The sequence below is a fragment of the Pseudomonas sp. Arb-4-2C genome, assembly GCF_055755015.1.
The window spans coordinates 480,889-505,593 of record NZ_CM146899.1 but is presented as its reverse complement, the minus strand read 5'-3'; the positions used below and the strand labels follow the sequence as shown (position 1 = coordinate 505,593).

Annotated in this window: 22 protein-coding genes; 5 read left to right on the top strand and 17 right to left on the bottom strand. The window is 58.6% G+C overall.

Annotated features, from left to right (window positions below; translation table 11 throughout):
* Positions 1-65 precede the first annotated feature (65 nt).
* The 4 genes from glmM to rlmE form a co-directional block, all read right to left on the bottom strand.
* Positions 66-1,403: a phosphoglucosamine mutase gene (gene glmM, locus AC0J41_RS02160; protein WP_473014448.1), complete on the bottom strand. Its 1,338-nt coding sequence runs from the start codon at positions 1,401-1,403 to the stop codon at positions 66-68.
* A 16-nt stretch (positions 1,404-1,419) separates the two neighbouring features.
* Positions 1,420-2,271 (bottom strand): dihydropteroate synthase, encoded by an 852-nt coding sequence (folP, locus tag AC0J41_RS02155; RefSeq protein WP_473014447.1) that lies wholly within the window; start codon positions 2,269-2,271, stop codon positions 1,420-1,422.
* Between the two features lie 8 nt (positions 2,272-2,279).
* Complete coding sequence (ftsH, locus tag AC0J41_RS02150) at positions 2,280-4,190, bottom strand: ATP-dependent zinc metalloprotease FtsH (protein WP_025110455.1); 1,911 nt, start codon at positions 4,188-4,190, stop codon at positions 2,280-2,282.
* A 202-nt stretch (positions 4,191-4,392) separates the two neighbouring features.
* Complete coding sequence (gene rlmE / locus AC0J41_RS02145; RefSeq protein WP_025110456.1) at positions 4,393-5,022, bottom strand: 23S rRNA (uridine(2552)-2'-O)-methyltransferase RlmE; 630 nt, start codon at positions 5,020-5,022, stop codon at positions 4,393-4,395.
* Positions 5,023-5,123: 101 nt separating this feature from the next.
* Between rlmE and AC0J41_RS02140 the strand changes: the two genes are divergently transcribed.
* Positions 5,124-5,432 (top strand): YhbY family RNA-binding protein, encoded by a 309-nt coding sequence (locus AC0J41_RS02140; RefSeq protein WP_003221534.1) that lies wholly within the window; start codon positions 5,124-5,126, stop codon positions 5,430-5,432.
* A gap of 9 nt (positions 5,433-5,441) precedes the next feature.
* Here AC0J41_RS02140 and AC0J41_RS02135 read toward each other — a convergent pair whose 3' ends face one another.
* The 8 genes from AC0J41_RS02135 to grpE all read right to left on the bottom strand — a co-directional run bounded on the left by AC0J41_RS02135 (position 5,442) and on the right by grpE (position 15,912).
* Positions 5,442-5,846 (bottom strand): MFS transporter, encoded by a 405-nt coding sequence (locus AC0J41_RS02135; RefSeq protein WP_473014446.1) that lies wholly within the window; start codon positions 5,844-5,846, stop codon positions 5,442-5,444.
* 28 nt (positions 5,847-5,874) lie between these two features.
* A complete protein-coding gene (gene greA, locus AC0J41_RS02130) occupies positions 5,875-6,351 on the bottom strand; it encodes a transcription elongation factor GreA (RefSeq protein ID WP_003221530.1) in 477 nt (158 codons plus the stop codon).
* Positions 6,348-9,569 carry a carbamoyl-phosphate synthase large subunit gene (gene carB, locus AC0J41_RS02125; protein WP_025110458.1) on the bottom strand — a complete coding sequence of 1,074 codons (3,222 nt, stop codon included), beginning with the start codon at positions 9,567-9,569 and terminating at the stop codon, positions 6,348-6,350. The genes greA and carB overlap by 4 nt, the downstream gene beginning before the upstream one ends.
* 125 nt (positions 9,570-9,694) lie before the next feature.
* On the bottom strand, positions 9,695-10,831 hold the full coding sequence (gene carA, locus AC0J41_RS02120) for a glutamine-hydrolyzing carbamoyl-phosphate synthase small subunit (protein ID WP_007953761.1): 1,137 nt from the start codon (positions 10,829-10,831) through the stop codon (positions 9,695-9,697).
* 257 nt (positions 10,832-11,088) lie between these two features.
* Positions 11,089-11,895, bottom strand: coding sequence for a 4-hydroxy-tetrahydrodipicolinate reductase (dapB, locus tag AC0J41_RS02115; protein ID WP_473014445.1), 807 nt, complete (start codon positions 11,893-11,895; stop codon positions 11,089-11,091).
* 9 nt (positions 11,896-11,904) lie between these two features.
* Entirely contained in the window at positions 11,905-13,029 is a 1,125-nt protein-coding gene (dnaJ, locus tag AC0J41_RS02110) for a molecular chaperone DnaJ (RefSeq protein WP_003221522.1), read from the bottom strand.
* A 297-nt stretch (positions 13,030-13,326) separates the two neighbouring features.
* Positions 13,327-15,243, bottom strand: a complete 1,917-nt coding sequence (dnaK, locus tag AC0J41_RS02105) for a molecular chaperone DnaK (protein WP_025110460.1) — start codon at positions 15,241-15,243, stop codon at positions 13,327-13,329.
* A gap of 102 nt (positions 15,244-15,345) precedes the next feature.
* Complete coding sequence (grpE, locus tag AC0J41_RS02100) at positions 15,346-15,912, bottom strand: nucleotide exchange factor GrpE (protein WP_025110461.1); 567 nt, start codon at positions 15,910-15,912, stop codon at positions 15,346-15,348.
* A 240-nt stretch (positions 15,913-16,152) separates the two neighbouring features.
* Between grpE and recN the strand changes: the two genes are divergently transcribed.
* On the top strand, positions 16,153-17,826 hold the full coding sequence (gene recN / locus AC0J41_RS02095; RefSeq protein WP_025110462.1) for a DNA repair protein RecN: 1,674 nt from the start codon (positions 16,153-16,155) through the stop codon (positions 17,824-17,826).
* A gap of 88 nt (positions 17,827-17,914) precedes the next feature.
* Here the strand turns inward: recN and fur are convergent, their stop codons facing one another.
* Positions 17,915-18,319, bottom strand: a complete 405-nt coding sequence (gene fur / locus AC0J41_RS02090) for a ferric iron uptake transcriptional regulator (RefSeq protein WP_003221515.1) — start codon at positions 18,317-18,319, stop codon at positions 17,915-17,917.
* 97 nt (positions 18,320-18,416) lie between these two features.
* Here fur and AC0J41_RS02085 point away from each other — a divergent pair, with 97 nt between their 5' ends.
* A complete protein-coding gene (locus AC0J41_RS02085; RefSeq protein ID WP_102358335.1) occupies positions 18,417-18,947 on the top strand; it encodes an outer membrane protein assembly factor BamE in 531 nt (176 codons plus the stop codon).
* A 60-nt stretch (positions 18,948-19,007) separates the two neighbouring features.
* Here AC0J41_RS02085 and AC0J41_RS02080 read toward each other — a convergent pair whose 3' ends face one another.
* From AC0J41_RS02080 to AC0J41_RS02070, 3 genes are read right to left on the bottom strand one after another with little or no spacing between them, the layout of a single operon-like run.
* On the bottom strand, positions 19,008-19,322 hold the full coding sequence (locus AC0J41_RS02080) for an RnfH family protein (RefSeq protein WP_473014444.1): 315 nt from the start codon (positions 19,320-19,322) through the stop codon (positions 19,008-19,010).
* The gene (locus AC0J41_RS02075; protein ID WP_025110465.1) at positions 19,315-19,749 is read right to left on the bottom strand and encodes a type II toxin-antitoxin system RatA family toxin; all 435 of its coding nucleotides are present in this window, start codon (positions 19,747-19,749) and stop codon (positions 19,315-19,317) included. The genes AC0J41_RS02080 and AC0J41_RS02075 overlap by 8 nt, the downstream gene beginning before the upstream one ends.
* A 7-nt stretch (positions 19,750-19,756) precedes the next feature.
* Complete coding sequence (locus AC0J41_RS02070; protein WP_025110466.1) at positions 19,757-21,160, bottom strand: sodium-dependent transporter; 1,404 nt, start codon at positions 21,158-21,160, stop codon at positions 19,757-19,759.
* 119 nt (positions 21,161-21,279) lie between these two features.
* Between AC0J41_RS02070 and smpB the strand changes: the two genes are divergently transcribed.
* Positions 21,280-21,762: an SsrA-binding protein SmpB gene (gene smpB, locus AC0J41_RS02065; RefSeq protein WP_003221505.1), complete on the top strand. Its 483-nt coding sequence runs from the start codon at positions 21,280-21,282 to the stop codon at positions 21,760-21,762.
* Between the two features lie 134 nt (positions 21,763-21,896).
* On the opposite strand, the gene AC0J41_RS02060 is transcribed toward smpB, so the two are convergent.
* Complete coding sequence (locus AC0J41_RS02060) at positions 21,897-22,664, bottom strand: GntR family transcriptional regulator (protein ID WP_025110467.1); 768 nt, start codon at positions 22,662-22,664, stop codon at positions 21,897-21,899.
* A gap of 261 nt (positions 22,665-22,925) precedes the next feature.
* Between AC0J41_RS02060 and AC0J41_RS02055 the strand changes: the two genes are divergently transcribed.
* Positions 22,926-24,620, top strand: coding sequence for a lactate permease LctP family transporter (locus tag AC0J41_RS02055; RefSeq protein WP_025110468.1), 1,695 nt, complete (start codon positions 22,926-22,928; stop codon positions 24,618-24,620).
* The last annotated feature ends 85 nt before the right edge of the window (positions 24,621-24,705 follow it).

The window sequence follows — 24,705 nt, the reverse complement described above, 5'->3', positions numbered from 1 at the left end:
GCTGTACCTCGTCGGTCAAAGTGGGCGCAGATGTTACCCAACACAATCATGGCTGGCAAGCCGAATCAGGCAGAAACTTCACTTACCAGTTTTGCCAGTTCTTCGGCATAGGCGCGAACCTGAGTTTCATCCTCACCTTCGACCATCACACGCACCAGCGGCTCTGTGCCGGACTTGCGCAAAAGCACCCGACCACGACCCGCCATTGCCTGGGTGACACGCGCACTGGCTTCCTTGACAGCCGGATGCTCAAGCGGACTTTCGCCACCACCGAATCGGACGTTGATGAGCACCTGAGGGCACTTGCGCAGAGCCTGACGAGTTTGCGCCAGCCCTTCATTACGTGTCTTCAATGCCATCAGCACCTGTAACGCTGCGATGATCGCATCACCGGTAGTGGTGTGATTGAAGCAGACGATGTGCCCGGAATTTTCACCCCCCACCAGCCAGTGGCGCTCCAGCAGCTCGGCGATCACATAACGGTCGCCTACGTTGGCACGAATGAACGGTATCGAAAGCTCGGCGAGCGCCAACTCAAGCCCAAGGTTGCTCATCAGCGTACCGACGACTCCCCCCTGCAACTTGCCACGCTCGTGCAGATCGCGGGCAATAATAAACAGCAACTCGTCTCCATCAACGATGGCACCGGTGTGATCGACCATCAGCACCCGATCACCGTCACCATCGAAGGCGATACCCAGGTCGGCGTGCTCAGCCAGCACGGCAGCCTGCAGTTGCCCCATATGGGTCGAGCCGCAATTGTCATTGATGTTCAGACCATTGGGCTGGGCCGACAGCACGACCACTTCAGCACCCAACTCACGAAAGACACTCGGAGCGACCTTGTAGGTTGCACCGTGCGCGCAGTCGATAACGATCTTCAGGCCAGAAAAACTGGTGCCAGTCGGCACACTGCTTTTGCAAAATTCGATGTAGCGACCGGAGGCATCGTTGATTCGCGATACTTTGCCGATCTTGCTCGACTCAACGACAGTCATTGGCGCATCGAGCAACTCTTCGATCATCAACTCCAGCTCGTCGGGCAGCTTGGTGCCTTTCCCGGAGAAGAACTTGATGCCGTTATCGTCATGTGGATTGTGCGAAGCGCTGATCACGATCCCGGCTTCAGCCTGGAATGTGCGCGACAGATAGGCAATGGCCGGTGTCGGCATCGGGCCGAGGAGCATCACGTCGGCGCCCGCCGACGTCAGGCCTGCCTCAAGCGCCGACTCGAACATATAGCCAGAGATTCGCGTGTCCTTGCCGACCAGCACCTTGCAGGCGCCCATCTTGCGAAACGCCATCCCCGCCGCCCAGCCGAGCTTGAGCATGAAGTCAGGGGTGATCGGATACTCACCAACACGACCACGAATACCGTCAGTGCCAAAATACTTCTTGCTCATAAGTGCTCCATCATTCTTATTCGGCTGATTCCACGGCCGCGAGCATGCTCACCACGTCTACCGTTTCCGCCACATCATGGACGCGCAATATACGCGCTCCTTTCACCGATGCCAGTGCTGCCAGTGCCAGCCCGCCATACAGACGCTCGCCCACGGGACGATTCAGCGCCTGGCCGATCATGCTTTTGCGTGAAACGCCAACCAACAGCGGACGACCCAGCGCATGCAGGGCTTCCATATGTTTGAACAAGCTTAGATTGTGCTGCAGGGTTTTGGCGAAACCGAAACCGGGATCAAGAATGATCCGCTCGGCAGGAATGCCTGCCGCCGCACATTGCGCCATACGCTCAGACAGAAAATCGCTCACTTCGCGAGTCACGTCCTGGTAGTGCGGATTGTCCTGCATGTCACCCGGCTCGCCGAGCATATGCATCAGACAGACCGGCAGGCCGGTCGCCGCTGCGGCATCCAGCGCGCCATCACGACGCAGCGAACGCACATCGTTGATCAAGCCGGCGCCGAGGCGCGCAGTTTCGCGCATCACCGCAGGTGTCGACGTATCGACCGAGATGACCACATCCAGTTCGCGATTGATCAGTTCCACGATCGGCGCTACGCGCTCCAGCTCTTCCAGCGGCGAAACCGCGCGGGCACCTGGGCGGGTCGACTCACCACCGACGTCAATCAGCGTCGCGCCGGCCGTGACCATAGCCTCGGCGTGGCGCAAGGCCACGTCCCGCTGGCTGTAGCGGCCGCCGTCGGAAAAAGAATCAGGGGTGACATTGAGAATGCCCATGACATGCGTCCGGGCCAAATCAAGAACCCGGTTGCCGCAAGGCAACCGGGTCAGGGACTGTACAGAAGTCATTTCAAACCTTAAACGTCAGCAGCCGGACCGCCAATCGGTGTTTCCGGACGCTCATCCTGAACCACTGGAGGCGGCGTACCGGTGCCGGTACCGCCCGACCAGTCGCGTGGTTCACGAGGTGTACGGCCCGCCATGATGTCGTCGATCTGCTCGGCATCAATCGTTTCGTACTTCATGAGCGCATCAGCCATGGCATCCAGCTTGTCGCGGTTGTCCGTGAGAATCTGTTTCGCGGTGCCGTAGCACTGGTCGATAATGCTGCGCACTTCCGAGTCGATCAACTTGGCCGTCTCACCGGAGAAACTTGCATTCTGACCACCGCCGCCGCGACCGAGGAACACTTCGCCCTCTTCTTCGGCGTACATCAGCGGACCGAGTTTTTCCGACAGACCCCACTTGGTCACCATGTTCCGTGCAATCTGGCTGGCACGCATGATGTCGTTGGAAGCACCGGTGGTTACACCGTCGAAACCAAGGGTCATTTCTTCGGCGATACGGCCGCCGTACAGCGAGCAGATCTGACTGATCAGTGCACGCTTGGACAGGCTGTAGCGATCCTCTTCCGGCAGGAACATGGTCACACCCAGCGCACGACCGCGCGGAATGATCGAGACCTTGTAGACCGGATCATGCTCAGGCACTACGCGACCAACGATGGCGTGGCCAGCTTCGTGATAAGCGGTGTTCTGTTTTTCTTTCTCGGACATGACCATCGATTTGCGCTCGGCGCCCATCATGATCTTGTCTTTAGCCAGTTCGAACTCTTTCATTTCAACAATGCGCTTGCCGCTGCGCGCAGCGAACAGCGAAGCTTCGTTGACCAGGTTGGCCAGGTCCGCACCAGAGAAGCCTGGAGTACCACGCGCGATGACTGCCGGAGCAACGTCGTCACCCATTGGCACTTTGCGCATGTGAACCTTGAGGATCTGCTCACGACCACGGATATCCGGCAAACCAACCACCACCTGACGGTCGAAACGGCCCGGACGCAGCAGCGCAGGGTCGAGCACGTCAGGACGGTTGGTAGCAGCAATCACGATAATGCCGTCGTTCATCTCGAAGCCGTCCATCTCCACCAGCAATTGGTTGAGAGTCTGCTCGCGCTCGTCGTGACCGCCACCCATGCCGGCGCCACGGTGGCGACCGACGGCGTCGATTTCGTCGATGAAGATGATGCATGGAGCGTGTTTCTTGGCTTGTTCGAACATGTCGCGAACACGGCTCGCACCGACACCCACGAACATTTCAACAAAGTCGGAACCGGAAATGGTGAAGAACGGCACCTTCGCTTCGCCGGCGATCGCCTTGGCAAGCAAGGTTTTACCGGTGCCCGGAGGACCGACCATCAGCACGCCGCGTGGAATGCGACCGCCCAGACGCTGGAACTTGCCCGGGTCACGCAGAAACTCAACCAGCTCGCCAACTTCTTCCTTGGCTTCGTCGCAACCGGCAACGTCAGCCAAGGTAGTTTTCACCTGGTCTTCGGAAAGCAGGCGCGCCTTGCTCTTGCCGAAGCTCATCGGTCCGCCCTTGCCGCCCGCCCCGCCCTGCATCTGGCGCATGAAGAACATGAACACCGCGATGATTACCAGGATCGGGAAGCTGGCCACCAGAAGCTGGGTCCAGATGCTTTGCTGCTCAGGCTGCTTGCCTTCGACCACAACGTGGTTGTCGACCAGATCGCCGATCAGGCCATTGTCCTGGATCGCCGGACGAATGGTCTTGAAGCTGTCGCCGTCGTTGCGTTTGCCGGTAATCACATAGCCGTCAACGGCTACGCGCTCGACCTTGCCATCCTTGACCTGCTGGATGAAGTCGGAATAGTTGAGGGTCTGCGGCTCGTTAGGGCTGGAGAAGTTGTTCATCACCGTCACCAGGACTGCCGCGATGATCAACCACAGGATCAGATTCTTTGCCATATCGTTCAATTAACTACCCTCTGAAGCAAGCTCCGCTACTGGCGCGCGCTTCGCATGATATTCACCGGCCTAACTTACTACATTACCTACAGCTCTGGCAGGCGCCGTCTGTAACCCTTTGTGAAACACTTTCTACACAATATTCGCTTATGCGCGCGGGGCGAAATACGAAATACCTATCACCCCGCCGAAAAACCTCGTTTTACTCACTACGCCCGCGGTACCCCCAAGCCAGCATGTATTGCTCGCGGGAACTGCCACGGGACGAATCCGGCTTGATCATCTGGATCTTGTCGAATTTTTTGCGAGCGTCCTTCAGGTAAACATCAAACCCTTCGCCCTGAAAGATCTTGATCACGAAATTACCGCCCGGCTTGAGAATCCGCTCCGCCAGATCAAGCGCCAGCTCGCAAAGGAACATGGCTTTTGGCATGTCCACTTCAGGCGTACCACTCATATTGGGGGCCATATCGGAAATCACAAGGTCCACCTGCGAATTACCCACGGCTTCAAGGATCCGCGCGAGCACTTCGTCCTCGGTGAAGTCACCCTGGATGAAATTCACGTCCGGGATGCTGTCCATTTCCAGGATGTCCGAGGCGATCAGACGCCCCTGGCCACCGATCAGCCGGCTAGTGACCTGCGACCAGCCACCCGGCGCCGCACCCAGGTCGACAACGCTCATGCCGGGACGGATCAGCTTGTATTTCTCCTGGATCTCCAGAAGCTTGTAACTTGCACGCGAGCGGTAGCCATCCTTCTGCGCCTGCTTCACATAGGGATCGTTGACATGTCGTTTCAGCCAACCAAGGCTTGTCTTGGAACGCGCCATTGGGCACCTCGATGATAAGGGTCGTGATTAATTGGGCGGATCCACGAACCCTCGGGTAAAATGGCCGCCATTTTACAGAATCCAGACGAAAGGGTCAGATTATGCCGCTCACTCCAGAGCAGAAGAAACAGTACAAATCCATTGGCCACCATCTGAAACCCGTTTTGACGGTGGCGGACAACGGTTTGACTGAAGGTGTGTTAGCCGAACTTGAACGCGCATTGGCGGATCACGAGCTGATCAAGATCAAGCTCAACATCCTCGATCGCGAGTCGCGCCTGGCGCACATTGCAGAACTGTGCAAGGTCGGCAAAGCGGACCTGGTTCAGGTCATCGGCAAGATGGCACTGGTTTACCGCAAGAACTTCAGCGTCAACAAGCAGCTGTCGAACGTTCATCGCTTCAAGTGATGACAAGGGTCAAGGGTGTGCTTCGCGCACCCTGCCACTCCATCCCGGCACTGGTTGCAGCACCAGCACCAGACCTGAGAAGCCCAACACCAGAAAACTGAATTCCTGCCAGCGCTGCGCATCCGGCCAGCCGACACGCACGGCGACAAACATCGCACACGCGTACAACGCCATCAGCAGCACCTGCCCGCGAAAATCCCGCCATAGACAGACAAGGCCCTCGGCCTGTACCAGCACCAAAGCCTGAAAGATCACGCACGCGAGGGCAAAACTCACCACCGGCACTGCAAACGCATCGGCGATCTCATCGACCAGCAACGGTGCCAGACCAATCTTGCCCAACACCGCTCGCAAACCGAGATGAATCAGCCAGAAGCCGCCGACCCACAACATCTGGGCCAGCTGCCAAAGCATGGCGCCCGCACGTAGCGGGCGCCCTCTTTCAGATGTGACGGACTTCGACAATCTCGTACTCGATAACGCCGCTTGGCGTTTTCACGGCGACTACATCGCCCTCTTCCTTGCCGATCAAGGCACGGGCCAGAGGCGAGCCAACCGAAATCTTGCCGAGTTTGAAGTCAGCCTCGTCCTCACCCACGATGTGGTAAGTCACGGACTCATCAGTCTCGACGTTGGCGATTTCGACGGTTGTACCGAAGATCACCTTGCCGGTATGAGGAATAGTCGTGACGTCGATGATGACCTGATTCTGAATCCGGCCTTCGATGTCACGAATCCGCGCCTCTACCATGCCCTGCTGTTCGCGGGCGGCATGGTATTCGGCGTTTTCCTTCAGGTCACCCAACTCGCGAGCCGTACCGATGTCCTGGCTGAGCTTCGGACGAACGACCTTGGTCAGATGAGCGTGTTCTTCTTCCAGGGCTTTCGCGCCCTGGACGGTCATTGGGTATTTGATCATGCCTTCAATCCTGCGTGTAGATCCTGCAAGCGGCGCACGGTCTTCTCGGGACCGAACTTCAGCGCTTCACAGATAGCTTCGCCCGCCGCAATGGTGGTAGTGCAGTAAATCTTGTGCTGCAGGGCATTGCGACGAATGGAGTAGGAATCAGCAATCGACTGACGACCTTCAGTGGTGTTGATGATCAGGGTGACTTCGTCATTCTTGATCATGTCGACCACGTGCGGACGACCCTCGGTCACCTTGTTCACGCGGCGCACTTTCAGGCCTGCGGCTTCGATCAGCTTGGCAGTACCGGCAGTGGCGACCACTTCGAAGCCCAAGTTGATCAGATCACGGGCCACGCCTGCAACCAGTGGTTTATCGTCGTCACGCACGCTGATGAACGCGGTACCGCCGGTCGGCAGCACTTCGCTCGCGCCCATCTGGGCCTTGGCGAACGCTTCACCGAAGGTGTCGCCGACGCCCATCACTTCACCGGTGGACTTCATCTCTGGGCCGAGGATCGGGTCAACGCCAGGGAATTTGGCGAACGGGAACACCGCCTCTTTCACGCTGTAGAAGTTCGGGATGATTTCCTTGGTGAAGCCGATTTCCTTCAGGGTCTTACCGGCCATGACGCGAGCGGCGATCATTGCCAGGGACACACCGATGCACTTGGACACAAACGGTACGGTACGGGAAGCGCGCGGGTTGACTTCGATGACGTAGATGTCTTCGCCTTGCAGCGCCAACTGTACGTTCATCAGGCCGACAACGCCCAGTTCCAGGGCCATTTTCTTGACCTGTTCGCGCATCTCGTCCTGGATGTGCGCCGGCAGCGAGTAGGGTGGCAGCGAGCACGCGGAGTCACCGGAGTGAACGCCCGCTTGCTCGATGTGCTGCATGATCGCGCCGATCACCACATCTTTGCCGTCGCATACCGCATCCACGTCCATCTCGATGGCGCAGTTGAGGAAGTGATCGAGCAGCACCGGGCTGTCGTTGGACACTTGCACCGCGTCACGCAGGTAACGCTTGAGTTCGTCTTCCTTGTAAACGATTTCCATCGCGCGGCCGCCCAGTACGTAGGACGGGCGCACCACCAGCGGATAACCGATTTTGGCGGCAGCACGAACAGCTTCGTCTTCGCTGCGCACGGTGGCGTTTGGCGGCTGACGCAGGTTCAGGCGCTCAACCATTTGCTGGAAGCGCTCACGGTCTTCGGCGCGGTCGATTGCGTCCGGGCTGGTGCCGATGATTGGCACGCCCGCAGCTTCAAGGGCACGAGCCAGTTTCAGCGGAGTCTGGCCGCCGTACTGGACGATCACGCCTTTCGGCTTCTCTACACGGCAGATTTCCAGCACGTCTTCCAGAGTCACCGGCTCGAAGTACAGACGGTCGGAAGTGTCGTAGTCGGTGGAAACGGTTTCCGGGTTGCAGTTGACCATGATGGTCTCGTAACCGTCTTCGCGCAGTGCGAGGGCTGCGTGCACACAGCAGTAGTCGAACTCGATGCCCTGGCCGATACGGTTCGGACCGCCACCCAGAATCATGATCTTGTCGCGACCGGACGGCGCTGCTTCGCACTCTTCCTCGTAAGTCGAGTAGAGGTAAGCGGTGTCGGTGGCGAACTCGGCAGCACAGGTGTCAACGCGCTTGTAGACCGGGAACACTTCCAGCTTTTGACGGTGAGTACGCAGGTTCTTCTCGGTCACACCCAGCAGCTTGGCCAGACGCTGATCGGAGAAGCCTTTGCGCTTGAGCTTGTACATCAGGTCGCGGTCGATAGCGGACAGACCGAGGGTCTTGACCTTCTCTTCGTCCTTGATCAGATCTTCGATCTGTACCAGGAACCACGGGTCAATCATGTTCATGCCGAAGATTTCTTCGACGGTCATGCCGGCGCGGAACGCGTCCGCCACGTACCAGATACGCTCGGCGCCCGGCACGGTCAGCTCACGCTTGAGCACGCTCATGCTTTCCGGGTTGCTCAGGTCGAGCTTCTCGTCCAGACCGCAAACACCGACTTCCAGACCGCGCAGGGCTTTCTGCAGGGATTCCTGGAAGGTGCGACCGATGGCCATGACTTCACCCACCGACTTCATCTGGGTGGTCAGGCGCGCGTCAGCCTTGGCGAATTTCTCGAAGGCGAAACGTGGCAGCTTGGTCACGACGTAGTCGATCGACGGTTCGAAGGACGCCGGGGTCTTGCCGCCGGTGATGTCGTTCGACAGTTCGTCGAGGGTGTAGCCCACCGCCAGCTTGGCGGCGACTTTGGCGATCGGGAAACCGGTGGCTTTCGAAGCCAGCGCCGAGGAACGCGATACGCGCGGGTTCATCTCGATCACGACCATGCGGCCAGTGTTCGGGCAGATACCGAATTGAACGTTGGAACCGCCGGTCTCGACGCCGATCTCGCGCAGTACCGCCAGGGAGGCGTTACGCAGGATCTGGTATTCCTTGTCGGTCAGGGTCTGCGCTGGAGCCACGGTGATCGAGTCACCGGTGTGCACGCCCATCGGGTCGAAGTTTTCAATCGAGCAGACGATGATGCAGTTGTCCTTTTTGTCGCGGACAACTTCCATTTCATATTCTTTCCAGCCAATCAGCGATTCGTCGATCAGCAGCTCTTTGGTCGGCGACAGGTCCAGACCACGGGCGCAGATTTCTTCGAACTCTTCACGGTTGTAAGCGATACCGCCACCGGTGCCACCCATGGTGAAGGACGGACGGATGATGCATGGGAAGCCCAGGGTCTCGAGGACCGCGTTGGCCTCTTCCATGCTGTGGGCGATACCGGAACGCGGGCACGCCAGGCCGATGGATTTCATCGCCTTGTCGAAACGCGAACGGTCTTCAGCCTTGTCGATGGTGTCGGCGTTGGCGCCGATCATTTCTACGCCGAACTTTTCCAGAACGCCTTCGCGCTCCAGGTCCAGGGCGCAGTTCAGAGCGGTCTGGCCGCCCATGGTTGGCAGCACCGCATCCGGACGCTCTTTTTCGATGATCTTGGCAACAGTCTGCCACTTGATCGGCTCGATGTACGTGGCGTCGGCCATGTCCGGGTCGGTCATGATGGTGGCCGGGTTGGAGTTCACCAGGATGACGCGATAACCCTCTTCGCGCAGGGCTTTGCAAGCCTGGGCGCCGGAGTAGTCGAATTCGCAGGCCTGGCCGATAACGATCGGGCCAGCGCCGAGAATCAGGATGCTTTTAATGTCTGTACGTTTTGGCATGGGTTTGTCACTCAAATCCGCAGGTCAGTCGGCAAGCCGTCTTGATCGATTTCTGAAGTCTCGAAGGGGCCGCCGGTGCCGGGGCCGCCCTCGAGGGCTTCTCTCTACAGTCTCAAGACGAACGCTTAGCGTCGCTTGGCCATCTCGTTGATGAAGCGGTCGAACAGTGGCGCGACATCGTTCGGGCCCGGGCTCGCTTCAGGGTGGCCCTGGAAGCTGAACGCGCTCTTGTCGGTGCGCTCGATGCCCTGCAGGGTGCCGTCGAACAGCGATTTGTGAATCGCGCGAACGTTGGCGGGCAGGGTTTCTTCGTCTACCGCAAAACCATGGTTCTGGCTGGTGATCATCACGACACCCGTGTCCAGATCCTGCACCGGGTGGTTCGCACCGTGGTGACCGTGGCCCATTTTCAGGGTCTTGGCGCCGGAGGCCAGGGCCAGCAGTTGGTGGCCGAGGCAGATGCCGAACACCGGAATTTCGGTTTCCAGCACTTCCTTGATCGCCTTGATCGCGTAGTCGCAAGGCTCCGGGTCACCCGGGCCGTTGGACAGGAACACGCCGTCCGGCTTCAGCGCCAGCACATCGGCGGCCGGAGTCTGGGCTGGCACCACGGTAACGCGGCAGCCGCGCTCGACCAGCATGCGCAGGATGTTGACCTTGACGCCGTAGTCGTAGGCAACCACGTGGTATGGCAGCTCGGAGGCTTCGATGGTCGCGTGGCTGTCGGTCTTCAGATCCCAGACAGTCGAGCGCCATTCGTATTGGGTCTTGGTGCTGACGACTTTTGCCAGATCCATGCCCTTCAGGCCAGGGAAGCCTTGCGCCGCGGCGATTGCCGCTTCTTCGGAGATGTTGTCGCCGGCCATGATGCAGCCGTTCTGTGCGCCTTTTTCGCGCAGGATGCGAGTCAGGCGGCGAGTGTCGATACCAGCGATCGCCACAACATTGTTGGCTTTCAGGTAATCGGACAGGGACATCGTGTTACGCCAGTTGCTCGCTACCAGCGGCAGGTCACGGATGACCAGGCCAGCGGACCATACGCGGTCAGACTCGGCGTCTTCCGGCGTGGTGCCGGTATTGCCGATGTGCGGGTAAGTCAGGGTAACGATCTGTTGGGCGTAGGAAGGATCGGTAAGGATTTCCTGATAGCCGGTCATTGCGGTGTTGAACACCACCTCACCAACGGTTTGACCGTCGGCTCCAATGGCTTCGCCGCGAAAAATGCTGCCATCAGCAAGGGCAAGTATGGCTGGCTTAGTCAAGAAGACCTCCCGTAAATAACGCATGAAAGGGCGATCGCAGGTTGTAAAAAAGCGGAGTGACGTATGGACACGTCACCCCGCTTCTTCACTGAATTATTCTGCGCGCTTTTAGTGGACACACTAAAGCTGTAGCTTACAGAAAAAGGCTTTTTTGGTCCACCGCTAAAGAGCCTAAAAGGCCGGAGAATGCGACAGGGCGTCGCGCGGCGAAGAAAAACCAGCGCAAACAGGGCGTTTGCGCTGGGTAAAACAGTCAATCAATGCAGTTCGAGCACGTCCTGCATGTCATACAGACCTGGCTCGCGAGCATCCAGCCACAACGCCGCACGCACCGCGCCCTTGGCGAACGTCATGCGACTGGAAGCCTTGTGCGTGATCTCCAGGCGCTCGCCTTCGCAGGCGAACAGCACGGTGTGATCACCGACCACATCACCACCGCGAACAGTGGCGAAACCGATGGTTTCGCGCTCGCGCGCACCGGTGTGGCCTTCACGACCGTAGACTGCGACTTTCTGCAGATCACGATCCAGCGCCTCGGCGATTACTTCGCCCATGCGCAATGCCGTGCCCGACGGAGCATCGATCTTGTGCCGGTGATGCGCTTCGATAATCTCGATGTCGGCATCATCACCCAGCACCCGAGCAGTCATCTCGAGCAGCTTGAGCGACAGGTTGACCCCAACGCTGAAGTTGGCCGCGAAGACGATCGGAATATCCTTGCCCGCCTCTGCCAGCAACTGCTTCTGCGCCGTGTCCAGCCCAGTGGTGCCGATGACCATGGCCTTGCCGGCCTTGCGACAGAACGCGAGGTTTTTCAGCATGACTTCCGGCAGGGTGAAGTCGATCAATACGTCGAACTCTTCCGCCACCGATTCCAGATTGCCGGACAACGGCACCCCGATGCGCCCCAATGAAGCCAGTTCACCGGCGTCCACCCCGATCAGCGTACTGCCGGGACGAACGATCGCAGCGGTCAGGCCAGTCAACGGCGCGCGCTGTTGCACGGCCTCGACCAGAATCTTGCCCATGCGCCCGGCGGCGCCCATCACAGCTATACGTCGCATGCCGACTCCTTACAGATCGCCGAAGAAGCGCTTCACGCCATCGAACCAACCGGTGGTTTTCGGCGAGTGACTGTTGTCGTCCGCCAGCGAGCTGCGGAATTCTTCGAGCAATTCGCGCTGGCGACGGTTCAGGTTGACCGGGGTCTCGACCGCGACGCGACACATCAGATCGCCCGCACCACCACCACGTACCGGCGCCACGCCTTTACCGCGCACACGGAACTGCTTGCCGGTCTGGGTGCCTTCGGGGATTTTCAGTTTGACGCGACCGTCGAGGGTCGGAATTTCCAGCTCGCCGCCCAGCGCCGCATCCACAAAGCTGATCGGCACTTCGCAAAACAGATGCTTGCCATCACGCTGGAAGATGTCGTGTTCGCGCACGTTGATCACAACGTACAGGTCGCCAGTCGGGCCACCTTGAGTACCCGCCTCACCTTCGCCGGACAGACGAATGCGGTCGCCGGTATCAACACCAGCCGGCACTTTCACCGACAGCGTCTTGTACTCTTCGACACGGCCGTCGCCGTGGCACGAATCGCACGGGTCGGAAATGATCTTGCCCTGGCCATGGCAGCGCGGGCAGGTCTGCTGCACCGAGAAGAAGCCTTGTTGCATACGCACCTGACCGATGCCGCCGCACGTCGGGCAAGTCGATGGCGACGAGCCTTTCTTCGCACCCGAACCATCGCACGGCTTGCAGTTGACCAGTGTCGGGACGCGGATATTCACGGTGGTACCGCGCACCGCTTCTTCCAGATTCAGCTCCAGGGTGTAGCGCAAATCGCTGCCACGCTGAGCGCCGCCACGGGAACCGCCGCGACCGCCGCCGAAGAAATCACTGAAGACATCGCCAAAGATGTCAGAGAAATTCTGCCCACCGAAACCGGCGCCGCCGCCACCCATGCTCGGGTCTACACCGGCATGGCCGTACTGATCGTACGCCGCACGCTTGCTGGAGTCGGACAATACTTCGTAGGCCTCGTTGGCCTCTTTGAACAGTTCTTCCGACGCTTTGTCATCGGGATTACGGTCAGGGTGATGCTTCATCGCCAGGCGACGGTAAGCCTTTTTCAGGTCTGCATCGCTTGAGCCACGCTCAACACCCAACACTTCGTAATAGTCACGCTTTGCCATAAGTCTTTTGCACTCTTGAGGACGTTCGGCAAACCCCTCCTGAGGATGGCCAAACTCGTTGAGCCCCAATACAGGCCCGGACCCAACTCACGTCAATTCAACGATCCTGGTCTTTGTTTCATGCGGTACTTGCGGCGCGAAAAGCAGGAGCATTTCCGGCCATACCAGCAACACGCGAGGCTTGTCGCATGCTGTAAAAATTCGCGTATTCCAGATACGCCAACGCGGGAGCAAGCTCCCGCGCGGCGACATCCTACCAGTCACCGCCCAAAGGCAGTCAACCGGCCGACCAACAACTTACTTGTGGTCTTTTACTTCTTCGAACTCGGCATCAACAACGTCGTCAGCCTTTTCAGCCTTCTCGTCGTGTGGCGCTGCGCCTTCGGCAGGCTGAGCCTGTTCGGCGTACATCTTCTGGGCAACCGGTGCCGAGACTTTCGACAGCTCTTCAACCTTGGCTTCGATGGCAGCCTTGTCGTCGCCTTTTACAGCGGCTTCCAGTGCAACCACAGCAGCTTCGATCGCGGTCTTCTCTTCGGCGGTGACTTTGTCGCCCGCGTCAGCAACCATTTTGCGAGTCGAGTGAACCAGTGCATCACCCTGGTTACGGGCAGCGGCCAGCTCTTCGAACTTGCGGTCTTCCTCGGCATTGGCCTCGGCGTCACGCACCATGCGCTCGATTTCTTCGTCGGACAGACCGGAGTTGGCCTTGATCACGATCGACTGGGTCTTGCCGGTTGCCTTGTCTTTCGCGCCGACATGCAGGATGCCGTTGGCGTCGATGTCGAAGGTCACTTCGATCTGTGGCACGCCACGTGGAGCTGGTGGAATGTCGGCCAGATCGAACTTGCCCAGGGACTTGTTCTGCGCAGCTTGCTTACGCTCGCCTTGCAGGACGTGAATGGTCACGGCGCCCTGATTGTCGTCGGCAGTCGAGAACACTTGCGATTTCTTGGTAGGAATCGTGGTGTTTTTCTCGATCAGCGCGGTCATCACGCCACCCATGGTTTCGATACCCAGGGTCAGCGGGCTGACGTCGAGCAGCAGAACGTCTTTCACGTCACCCGCCAGAACGGCGCCCTGGATTGCAGCACCCATGGCAACAGCTTCGTCCGGGTTAACGTCTTTACGAGCTTCTTTACCGAAGAAATCAGTAACCAGCTTCTGTACCAGCGGCATACGAGTCTGACCACCGACCAGAATCACGTCGTTGATCGCGCCAACATCCAGGCCAGCGTCTTTCATGGCGATGCGGCAAGGTTCGATGGTGCGCTGAACCAGGTCTTCAACCAGAGCTTCGAGCTTGGCACGCGAGATCTTCACGTTCAGGTGCTTAGGACCGGTGGCATCTGCAGTGATGTACGGCAGGTTGACGTCGGTCGACTGAGCGGACGACAACTCGATCTTGGCTTTCTCAGCGGCTTCTTTCAGGCGCTGCATGGCCAGCGGGTCACCCTTGAGGTTCATGCCGCTTTCTTTCTTGAATTCGTCAACGAGGTAGTCGATCAGACGAATGTCGAAGTCTTCACCGCCCAGGAACGTGTCACCGTTGGTGGCCAACACTTCGAACTGGTGCTCGCCATCAACTTCAGCGATCTCGATCACGGAAACGTCGAACGTACCGCCACCCAGGTCATAAACGATCACGGTGTGATCGCCCTTGGCCTTGTCCATACCGTAAGCCAGAGCCGCTGCGGTTGGTTCGTTGATGATACGTTTTACGTCCAGACCCGCGATGCGGCCGGCGTCTTTGGTCGCCTGACGCTGGCTGTCGTTGAAGTACGCCGGAACGGTGATTACCGCTTCGGTCACTGGCTCGCCGAGATAGTCTTCGGCGGTCTTCTTCATCTTCTTCAGGATTTCAGCCGAGATTTGTGGCGGCGCCATTTTCTGGCCGTTCACTTCTACCCAGGCGTCATTGTTGTCAGCCTTGACGATCTTGTAAGGGACCATCTGGATGTCTTTCTGCACAACTTCTTCGTCGAAACGACGACCGATCAGACGCTTTACTGCGTACAGGGTGTTGTGCGGGTTGGTCACTGCCTGACGCTTGGCCGACTGACCTACCAGGATTTCGCCATCGTTGGCGTAAGCGATGATCGACGGCGTGGTGCGCGCGCCTTCAGCGTTTTCAATAACTTTGGCTTTGCCGTTTTCCAGCACGGAGACGCAGGAGTTGGTAGTCCCCAGGTCGATACCGATAATTTTGCCCATGTTCACTCTCCCGAAACTTTGGATTTTTTTGCCGCAGCAGTGGTGGCTAACTGCGGTAATACTTAAACGCTTGACTTCTAAATGGGGGCCTTGCGGCTAATTTCAAGCCTTCTCGTCAATCGAAGGCGAAATTGGCGCCGGCGCCTTGCTCACCACAACCATGGCCGGACGCAACAGGCGCCCGTTGAGCTGATAGCCCTTCTGGAACACCTTCAGAACGCTGTTCGGTTCTACGTCGGCACTTTCCTGCATGGCCATCGCCTGATGGTGAACGGCGTTGAACGGCTCGCCATGCGGATCGATCGCTTCAAGCTGGTAGCGCTTGAGGGTGTCGTGGAACATCTTCAGCGTCAGTTCGATGCCTTCACGCATCGGACGGATGCTTTCGTCGTCCGGGTTCGACAGCTCAAGGCCGCGCTCCAGGCTGTCGACGATCGGCAGCAAGTCGCTGGCGAATTTTTCCAAGGCAAACTTGTGGGCCTTTTCAACATCCTGCTCGGCACGGCGGCGGACGTTCTGCAGATCGGCAGCTACGCGCAGAGACTGATCCTGCGCGGCGGCCAATTGCTCTTCGAGCACTTGTACACGGGTCGCCAGGTCGTCACCCGAAGTCTCGGGCGCCTGATTGGCTTCTGGATTTTGCGTATCTACTGTCTGTTCGTCAGCCATAGAATTCTCCTTTCAATTACGTCCGCGAGCTCGACTCGCGCTTCTGCCCCGATATATGGGGCCGTAAAATCAGGCTTCAAGGGCCTGCAATGATTACCCCTACAAAAAAGTGCTGCATTGTCATTCCCGGCCGGACTAAGCATTTGATCGGATCAAGCAAATCGAGCTAAGCGAGGGCATTGTCAGGCCGAAACAAAACACTGTATAAATAACCAGACCTAAAGCCTGGGAGCGGCCTTTATGCTGGTGCACCTGTCCGTACACAACTACGCCATCGTTGAACATCTCGATCTCGAACTCGATCGCGGGATGAGCGTGATCACAGGGGAAACCGGCGCCGGCAAGTCGATCATGCTCGACGCGCTGGGCCTGACCCTCGGCGATCGCGCCGACAGCGGCGTGGTTCGCCCGGGCGCCGACAAGGCCGACATCCTTGCCACCTTCGATCTGGTCGACATTCCTGAAGCCCATGCCTGGCTGGCCGAGCGCGACCTCGAAAATGACGGCCCGTGCATCCTGCGCCGGGTCATCACTGCCGAAGGACGTTCGCGCGGCTATATCAACGGCACCCCCTGCCCGCTCGGCGACCTCAAGGCCCTCGGCGAACTGCTGATCGATATCCACAGCCAGCACGAACACCAGTCGCTGCTGAAGACCGATACCCATCGCCGCCTGCTCGATGAATACGCCGGTGCTACCGATCTGGCGCGCCAGGTTCAACTGGCTGCTCAGCGCTGGCGTCAAACCCGTCAGGAACTGGAGCGACTCTCCAATTCCGGCGACGAACAACGTGCTCGCCATCAATTGCTCAGCTACCAGCTAGAAGAACTGGAAAACCTCGGCCTCGGCGAAAACGAGCTGGAACAGCTGGAGCAGGAACACAAAAACCTGACCAACGCCGAAACCCTGCTCGGCATTTGCCGACAAGTGGTCGAGCAATGCAGTGAGAGCGACTCCGGCAACGTGCTGAACGCGCTGACCGCCAGCCTCAATCGCCTGTCGAGCGTGAACAACTCGATTGGTGCACTGGGCGAGGCCAGCAGTCTGCTCACCAGCGCCCAGATCCAGGTCGAAGAAGCGGTGGGCGAGCTCAATCGTTTCCTCGATAACTTCGATGCCGATCCGGCGCGCCTGCAATATCTGGAAGAACGCCTCGACGCGATCTACACCCTGGCGCGCAAACACCGGATCCAGCCGACCGAGGTCGGTGAAATGCAGCAGAAGCTGCTGGATGAAATCGAAACGCTCAACGCCAATGACGAATCCATCGAGCGTCTGGGCGAAGAACTGGCTTCTTATGCCCGCCATTATCAAGAGAAGGCACGAGAACTGAGCGACTTGCGTCATCAGGCATCCGGCAGCCTCGCCAGCGCCGTGGAGCAAGAGATCCAGCGCCTGGGCATGCCGGGAGGCCGTTTCACTATCGAACTGCGCGCCAACAGCAGCGACGAACTGCTGCCCAACGGCCTGGAACAAGTGGAGTTGCTGGTCAGTGCCAACCCCGGGCAACCGCTGAAGGCCCTGGCCAAAGTGGCATCCGGTGGCGAGCTGTCGCGGATCAGTCTGGCGATTCAGGTGATCACCGCGCAGACCTCGCGAGTGCCGACCCTGGTATTCGACGAAGTGGACGTGGGCATTGGCGGGCCGACGGCGGAGATTGTCGGCCAGTTGTTGCGACGCCTGGGTGATCGCGGGCAGGTACTGACCGTGACGCACTTGCCGCAGGTCGCGGCGCAGGGGCATCAGCATTTATTTGTGCACAAGGTGCGCGGCGAGCAAGCAACTCACACCGCCGTGTCCAAGCTGAGCAAGAACGACCGCATAGAGGAAGTGGCGCGGATGCTGGGTGGCATCGATCTGACCAAAGAGTCTTTGGCTCACGCGAAAAAGATGGTCGTCACCGCCAAGGCCTGACCTCAGGTTTCATGCACAACAGAAAGCACGAAGGCGACCCTTGGGTCGCCTTCGTTCGTTTCGCGAACCTGAAATTCGCGCGACATGCTTACTTTTTTTTGCGTACGTACAGCACCAGATTGTGATCTACCAGATCAACACCGTGCTCCTCGGCAATTGCCTTCTGAAGCTTTTCGATTTCCGGGCTGACGAATTCGACGACTTCACCGGTTTCCACGTTGACCATATGGTCGTGGTGTCCACCATCAGCCAATTCGAATACCGCGTGGCCACCGTCGAAGTTGTGACGGACCACGAGGCCAGCGGCTTCGAACTGGGTCAGAACACGGTAAACCGTGGCCAGACCGACGTCCTCGCCAGCTTCCATCAACGCCTTGTAGACGTCCTCGGCACTCATGTGACGCTGCTCGGTAGAGTCGAGCATTTGCAGGATCTTGACCCGTGGCAGGGTCACTTTGAGGCCGGCTTTGCGTAGTTCGCTATTTTCAACCATGGTCAGCTTTCTCGCGATGCTGCTTCGCAGCTTCTCTTAATGCGGGTATGATCGGCGTTTACGTTGTCCCAGCCAAGATAGTGGAAGTCGCCCACCGATGCAAAACACCAAGCTCTTGCTAACCAGTTTCACCTTTGTGGGACTGCTCGCACTCGCCGGTTGTTCATTCCCCGGGGTTTACAAAATCGACATCCAGCAGGGCAATGTCGTCACGCAGGACATGATAGACCAGTTACGCCCGGGAATGACCCGTCGGCAAGTACGGTTTATCATGGGTAACCCTCTGCTGACCGACACGTTCCATGCCGATCGCTGGGATTATCTGTACAGCCTGCAACCTGGTGGCGGTGAACGTCAGCAGGAACGCATGAGTGTTATCTTCAACTCCAACGACCAGCTTGTCAGCCTGTCCGGTGACTTCATGCCGGGCGTAAGCCGTGACGAAGCCATTCTGGGCAAGGACAGTGGCACCAGCGTGACCGCGCCTGCTACCGAGAACGCCGAGAAGCCGAAGCCGGAACAACCAGCCAAACCAGGCTCCTTGCTGGATCAGATCCAGAAGGACGTGGACGGTGTTGAAACCGTTCCGGTTCCGACGCCTGAGCCACTGGACACCTCGCCGCAATAATTTGCGACGCAATAAAAAACCCGGAAATTCCGGGTTTTTTATTGTCTGCGATTTGACCAACTACTGATTTCGCGCTTTGGCCTCGGCAGCCTTGGCCGCCCGCAAGCGTCGCACCTCTTTCGGATCCGCCAGCAATGGCCGGTAGATCTCGATGCGCTCCCCCGCCTGAATCGGGCGAATCTGTGGATCAGCAACCACTTTGCCGAAGATCCCCAGCGGGCACCCGCTCAAGTCCAGCTCCGGGAACTCAGTCCCAATGCCGGATTTCAGCGCTGCCTCACGCACTGTCGTACCTTCAGGGAGGCTGACAGCGCGCAAGATCTGACGATCCACGGCGGCATACACCACTTCTATCTCGATCACCGGCTCAACCATGCATCTGCTTGGCGCGCTGGCAAAACGCATCCACCAGCGTATTCGCCGCCTGATTGAACAACGGGCCGAGTGTCGCGCGCACTATCGGACCGGCGTAATCGAACGACAGATCAAGGCTGATCTTGCAGGCCTTTTCACCCAGCGGCTTGAACACCCAGACGCCGTGCAACTGATTGAACGGACCTTCTTCCAGATTCATTTCGATCGATTGCCCGGGCACCAGCGTGTTGCGCGTGACGAAATGCTGACTGAGACCGCCCTTGGCCACTCCGACGCTGGCACGCATATGCTCAGGTGAGCTTTCCAGCACCTCGGCAGACGAACACCAAGGGAGAAACTCCGGGTAACGCGCCACGTCGTTGACCAGGTCATAAAGAAATTGCGCCGGGTATGGCAGCAGCGCTGATCGTTGAATATGTGTCGTCATGTAAGCGTCACTTCCAGAGCTGGGTGGCAAACACTACAAGAATGCCGATGGGCGCCACATAGCGCATCAAGAACAAGGACAGGGTAAACAGCAGCGGATTACGGATCGACAACTCTTCACGCACCGCATCACGCCCCATCACCCAACCGGCAAACAGCACGAAGCACAAGCCACCGAGCGGCAACATGATCCGCGAGGTGAAGAAGTCGATCACACCGAAGAAGTCCAGACCGCCCGCGGCACCCCATTGGTAGAGATGGAACAGCCCGCCTTCGTTCACGAAAAATTTGGCTTCCTTCCAGATGTTGAAGGAGAACACGGTGCCCAGACCGACGAACCAGCAGATGAATGCCAGCCAGAAAGTCACCCAGCCGCGACTGATTTTGGTGCGTTCAACCAGATAGGCAACCATCGGCTCAAGCAGGGAAATCGCCGAGCTCCAGGCGGCAATCGCTACCAGAACAAAGAACACCACGCCCATCAACTGGCCGAAAACCACGTTACCGAAGGCAAATGGCAGGCTGACGAACATCAGGCCCGGGCCTTCGCTAGGGTTCAAACCGCCGGCAAACACGATCGGGAACAACGCCAGACCCGCCACCAGCGATACAAAGGTATCGAGCAACGCCACACCCACCACGGTGCCGGATAGTGAGGCCTCCTTGGTCATGTAAGCGCCATAGATCATGATCGAGCCAACGCCTACGCTCAGCGAAAAGAACGCGTGCCCCATGGCCGGCAGCAAGCCGTCGAGGACTTTTTCCGGGTGGAAGTCGAACATGAAGTGGACGCCCTCCATGAAATGCCCGGTGGTCATGCTGTAACCCAGGAGTACCAGCACCATCACGAACAGCAGCGGCATCATGATTCGCAGGCTGCGCTCAAGCCCGGCGACCACGCCTTTGGCGATCACCACGGCCGACAACAGCATGAAAACCGTGTGCCAAAGTGTCAGACGCCAGGGGTCGGAGATGACATTGCCGAAATAAGCGCCAACCTGATCCGCCGTGGCACCCTGGAAGTCTCCGCGCCCCATGTCGATGATGTAATCCAACGACCAGCCGCCGACCACACTATAGAAAGACAGGATCAGCAACGCGGTGATCATTCCGGCAAATGCGCCCCACGACCACTTGCCCGAATGCCCGGCTTCCAGCGCCAGCACCTTCAAGGCGTTCGCCGGACTCTGCCGTGCGCGCCGGCCGATCAGGGTTTCAGCCAGCATGACCGGGACTCCGATCAGGGCGATGCAAGCCAGAAACATCAGCACGAAGGCGCCGCCACCGTAGACCCCAACCATGTAGGGGAATTTCCAGATGCTGCCCAGTCCCACGGCCGAACCGGTCGCGGCGAATATGAAAACCCAGCGGCTAGCCCAACTGCCGTGGACAGAAACCTTGTCTGTCGACATCGAATATCACGCCCAAGCATCAGAAAAAGAGGCCGCATTGTCCGGGATTCACTCAACCTGCTCAAGCACGCAGCATCACCGTAGCCGAGGACCGTTTATCTCCATATAATGCCGCCCCTATGGCTAAACAGAAGAAACACCCTACAGGGACCATCGCGCAGAACAAAAAGGCGCGACACGATTACTTCATCGAACATCGGTTCGAGGCTGGTCTGGTCCTGGCCGGCTGGGAAGTAAAAAGTCTGCGGGCAAGCAAGCTGCAACTGGTCGACAGTTACGTGCTGCTCAAGGATGGCGAAGCCTGGCTGCTGGGCAGTCACATCACGCCGTTGATGACCGCCAGTACCCACGTCATCGCCGATCCGACCCGCACCCGCAAACTGCTGCTCAACAAGCGCGAGCTGGAAAAACTCGCCGCTGCCGTGCAACAGAAAGGCTACGCCTGCGTCTGCCTGTCCTTCTACTGGAGCAAGCACATGGTCAAGTGCGAGATCGCTCTGGGCAAGGGCAAGAAGGAATACGACAAGCGTGACACCGAGCGCGAACGCGACGCCGGTCGTGAGTTGCAGCGCGCCGTGCGCAACAAGGGCAAGGAAGAATAATTTCTTCTGCCTTTAAAGCGTATTCGCGAGCAGGTCGAAACGTCGCACCGTCGCTCCCACCTTGGAATGTATTTCAAATGTGGGAGCGAGCCTGCTCGCGATAGCTATTGCAGCATCAACACACAAACAACTGATCACATCCCCTTGCGCCGCTCCGCCCGAGCCATGCGCTGAACCTCTTGGCGCACTTCTTCCAGCACCTCCTGCACATACAGAATGTGTCGGCTGGAGACTTCCCGCGCCTGCTCCGCGCGCCCTTCGATAATCGCCAGGTACAGCTCGCGGTGCTGAGAAATCAGCATGTCGCGGGTTTCCGTGCGCTGCTTGTACATGCCACCGATGTTGGTCACCACGTTGCGCTTGAGCAAATCGAATAGCCCGCGAATGGTGTGCAGCAGCACCGCGTTGTGGCTGGCTTCGGCAATCGCCAGATGAAACTTCGCATCCGCCGCGCCCTCCTCCACCCGACTCACTTCGTCATGCCGCGTATAGCAATCCTGCAGCTCGTTGAACGCTGCTGTCAGGCGCTCGCGATCCACGTCGGTAGCGCGCAATGCTGCGTAATAGGCGCACGATGCCTCCAGAGTGTGCCGAAATTCCAGCAAGTCACGCTGCGCCTCCGGATTGCTCTCGAGCAGCAGTAACAGCGGATCGCTGAACGTCGAACCAAGGGTTTCCACCACATAGTTGCCACCGCCCTGGCGACTGACCAGCAAACCCTTGGCCGCCAGTTTCTGAATCGCTTCGCGCAATGACGGTCGCGATACGCCGAACTGCTCGGCCAGCGCTCGCTCAGCCGGAAGCCGTTCACCGGACTTCAGCGTGCCCTCGAGGATCATCCCCTCGAGTCGCTCGACAATATCGTCAGACAAACGGCGCTGACGAATCTGATCAAACCCCATAACTCATTTCTCCACGATCCCGACCGCTCGCCGGGCTCTCTATTCTGGCCTATCAGCGCCTCGCCGACACCTGTCAGACAGCATTTGCCCGACCGGATCAGATGACATCTGCACCGCTCATTCGACAAAAGTTTCAGGGCGACAAATTGACACACCGTCATCAAGGCTTTTACCCTAGCCAACAGCGATTGTAAATTGGTATTACCAATTAACCAAGAACGCTGACAGTGCCTGACCAACAACAATTAGGGGCCACCCCATATGCAAACCTGGCAACAGCTCTACACCCCGCTCGGCAGTCTCGGCGTCTCCGCACTTGCGGCCGTCATTCCTATCGTTTTCTTCTTTCTCGCTCTGGCGGTGTTCCGCCTCAAGGGCCATGTGGCCGGCAGCATCACGCTCGCCCTGTCGATCGCCGTAGCGATTTTCGCCTTCCACATGCCGGTCGACATGGCCTTCGCCGCGGCTGGATATGGTTTTGCCTACGGTCTGTGGCCGATTGCCTGGATCATTGTTGCAGCGGTATTTCTCTACAAACTGACGGTCAAGAGCGGTCAGTTCGAGGTCATCCGCAGTTCGGTGCTGTCGATCACCGACGACCAGCGCCTGCAGGTGTTACTGATCGGTTTCTGCTTCGGTGCGTTCCTGGAAGGTGCCGCCGGTTTTGGCGCCCCCGTGGCGATTACCGCCGCGCTGCTGGTCGGCCTCGGGTTCAACCCGCTGTACGCCGCTGGCCTTTGCCTGATTGCCAACACCGCGCCGGTGGCCTTCGGTGCCTTGGGGATTCCGATCATCGTGGCCGGCCAGGTCACCGGTATCGACGCGTTCAAGATCGGCGCCATGACCGGTCGCCAACTGCCACTGCTGTCGCTGTTCGTGCCGTTCTGGCTGGTGTTCATGATGGACGGCCTGCGCGGTGTGCGTGAAACCTGGCCGGCAGCACTGGTTGCAGGCTTGAGCTTCGCCGTGACCCAATACTTCACGTCGAACTTCATCGGCCCGGAACTGCCGGACATCACCTCGGCTCTGGCCAGCCTGATCTCTCTGACTCTGTTCCTGAAGGTCTGGCAGCCAAAACGCACCGCGGGTGCGCAAATCGCCGGCGCCACGTCGAGTGCAGCAATCACCGCCAGCGTCGGTGGTTTCGGCCAGAAGCGCACCACTGTGGCTTCGCCTTACAGCCTCGGGGAAATATTCAAAGCCTGGTCGCCGTTCCTGATTCTTACCGTGCTGGTGACCATCTGGACGCTGAAGCCTTTCAAAGCGATGTTTGCCGCCGGCGGCTCGATGTACAGCTGGGTGTTCAACTTCGCGATCCCGCACCTTGATCAATTGGTGATCAAAACCGCGCCAATCGTGGCTGCTCCTACGGCCATCCCGGCGGTGTTCAAACTCGATCCGATTTCCGCGACTGGCACCGCAATTTTCTTCTCCGCGCTGATCTCGATGCTGGTGCTGAAGATCAACTTAAAAACTGGTCTTACCACTTTAAAAGAGACTTTCTACGAACTGCGCTGGCCTATTCTGTCGATCGGTATGGTGCTGGCCTTCGCCTTCGTCACCAACTATTCGGGCATGTCTTCGACCATGGCCCTGGTGCTGGCAGCCACCGGTGCCGCGTTCCCGTTCTTCTCGCCATTCCTTGGCTGGCTCGGCGTGTTCCTGACCGGCTCCGATACTTCCTCCAACGCGCTGTTCAGCTCGCTGCAAGCCACCACTGCGCACCAGATCGGCGTCAATGACACCCTGTTGGTGGCGGCCAACACCAGCGGCGGTGTGACCGGCAAGATGATCTCGCCACAGTCGATCGCCGTGGCCTGTGCTGCGACCGGCCTGGTGGGCAAGGAATCGGATCTGTTCCGCTTCACCCTCAAGCACAGCCTATTCTTTGCCACGATCGTCGGCCTGATTACTTTGGCCCAGGCCTACTGGTTCACCGGCATGCTGGTGCACTAAACCTGCAAGAGCCTACAAGCAGCATGGAAATAACCGACGCCGGTTCGTGATGCCGGCGTCAGCAATTCACACCCCGGTCTGTAAG

Bases quoted from the DNA above. Each gene is read 5' to 3' on its own strand.
- AC0J41_RS02060 (WP_025110467.1), bottom strand. From the start codon at position 22,664: ATGGGGTTTGATCAGATTCGTCAGCGCCGTTTGTCTGACGATATTGTC.
- grpE (WP_025110461.1), bottom strand. From the start codon at position 15,912: ATGGCTGACGAACAGACAGTAGATACGCAAAATCCAGAAGCCAATCAG.
- AC0J41_RS02140 (WP_003221534.1), top strand. From the start codon at position 5,124: ATGCCGCTCACTCCAGAGCAGAAGAAACAGTACAAATCCATTGGCCAC.
- recN (WP_025110462.1), top strand. From the start codon at position 16,153: ATGCTGGTGCACCTGTCCGTACACAACTACGCCATCGTTGAACATCTC.
- dapB (WP_473014445.1), bottom strand. From the start codon at position 11,895: ATGCGACGTATAGCTGTGATGGGCGCCGCCGGGCGCATGGGCAAGATT.
- AC0J41_RS02075 (WP_025110465.1), bottom strand. From the start codon at position 19,749: ATGACGACACATATTCAACGATCAGCGCTGCTGCCATACCCGGCGCAA.
- AC0J41_RS02080 (WP_473014444.1), bottom strand. From the start codon at position 19,322: ATGGTTGAGCCGGTGATCGAGATAGAAGTGGTGTATGCCGCCGTGGAT.
- AC0J41_RS02055 (WP_025110468.1), top strand. From the start codon at position 22,926: ATGCAAACCTGGCAACAGCTCTACACCCCGCTCGGCAGTCTCGGCGTC.
- greA (WP_003221530.1), bottom strand. From the start codon at position 6,351: ATGATCAAATACCCAATGACCGTCCAGGGCGCGAAAGCCCTGGAAGAA.
- smpB (WP_003221505.1), top strand. From the start codon at position 21,280: ATGGCTAAACAGAAGAAACACCCTACAGGGACCATCGCGCAGAACAAA.
- folP (WP_473014447.1), bottom strand. From the start codon at position 2,271: ATGACTTCTGTACAGTCCCTGACCCGGTTGCCTTGCGGCAACCGGGTT.
- ftsH (WP_025110455.1), bottom strand. From the start codon at position 4,190: ATGGCAAAGAATCTGATCCTGTGGTTGATCATCGCGGCAGTCCTGGTG.
- carB (WP_025110458.1), bottom strand. From the start codon at position 9,569: ATGCCAAAACGTACAGACATTAAAAGCATCCTGATTCTCGGCGCTGGC.
- AC0J41_RS02085 (WP_102358335.1), top strand. From the start codon at position 18,417: ATGCAAAACACCAAGCTCTTGCTAACCAGTTTCACCTTTGTGGGACTG.
- AC0J41_RS02070 (WP_025110466.1), bottom strand. From the start codon at position 21,160: ATGTCGACAGACAAGGTTTCTGTCCACGGCAGTTGGGCTAGCCGCTGG.
- AC0J41_RS02135 (WP_473014446.1), bottom strand. From the start codon at position 5,846: ATGCTTTGGCAGCTGGCCCAGATGTTGTGGGTCGGCGGCTTCTGGCTG.
- dnaJ (WP_003221522.1), bottom strand. From the start codon at position 13,029: ATGGCAAAGCGTGACTATTACGAAGTGTTGGGTGTTGAGCGTGGCTCA.
- glmM (WP_473014448.1), bottom strand. From the start codon at position 1,403: ATGAGCAAGAAGTATTTTGGCACTGACGGTATTCGTGGTCGTGTTGGT.
- dnaK (WP_025110460.1), bottom strand. From the start codon at position 15,243: ATGGGCAAAATTATCGGTATCGACCTGGGGACTACCAACTCCTGCGTC.
- rlmE (WP_025110456.1), bottom strand. From the start codon at position 5,022: ATGGCGCGTTCCAAGACAAGCCTTGGTTGGCTGAAACGACATGTCAAC.
- fur (WP_003221515.1), bottom strand. From the start codon at position 18,319: ATGGTTGAAAATAGCGAACTACGCAAAGCCGGCCTCAAAGTGACCCTG.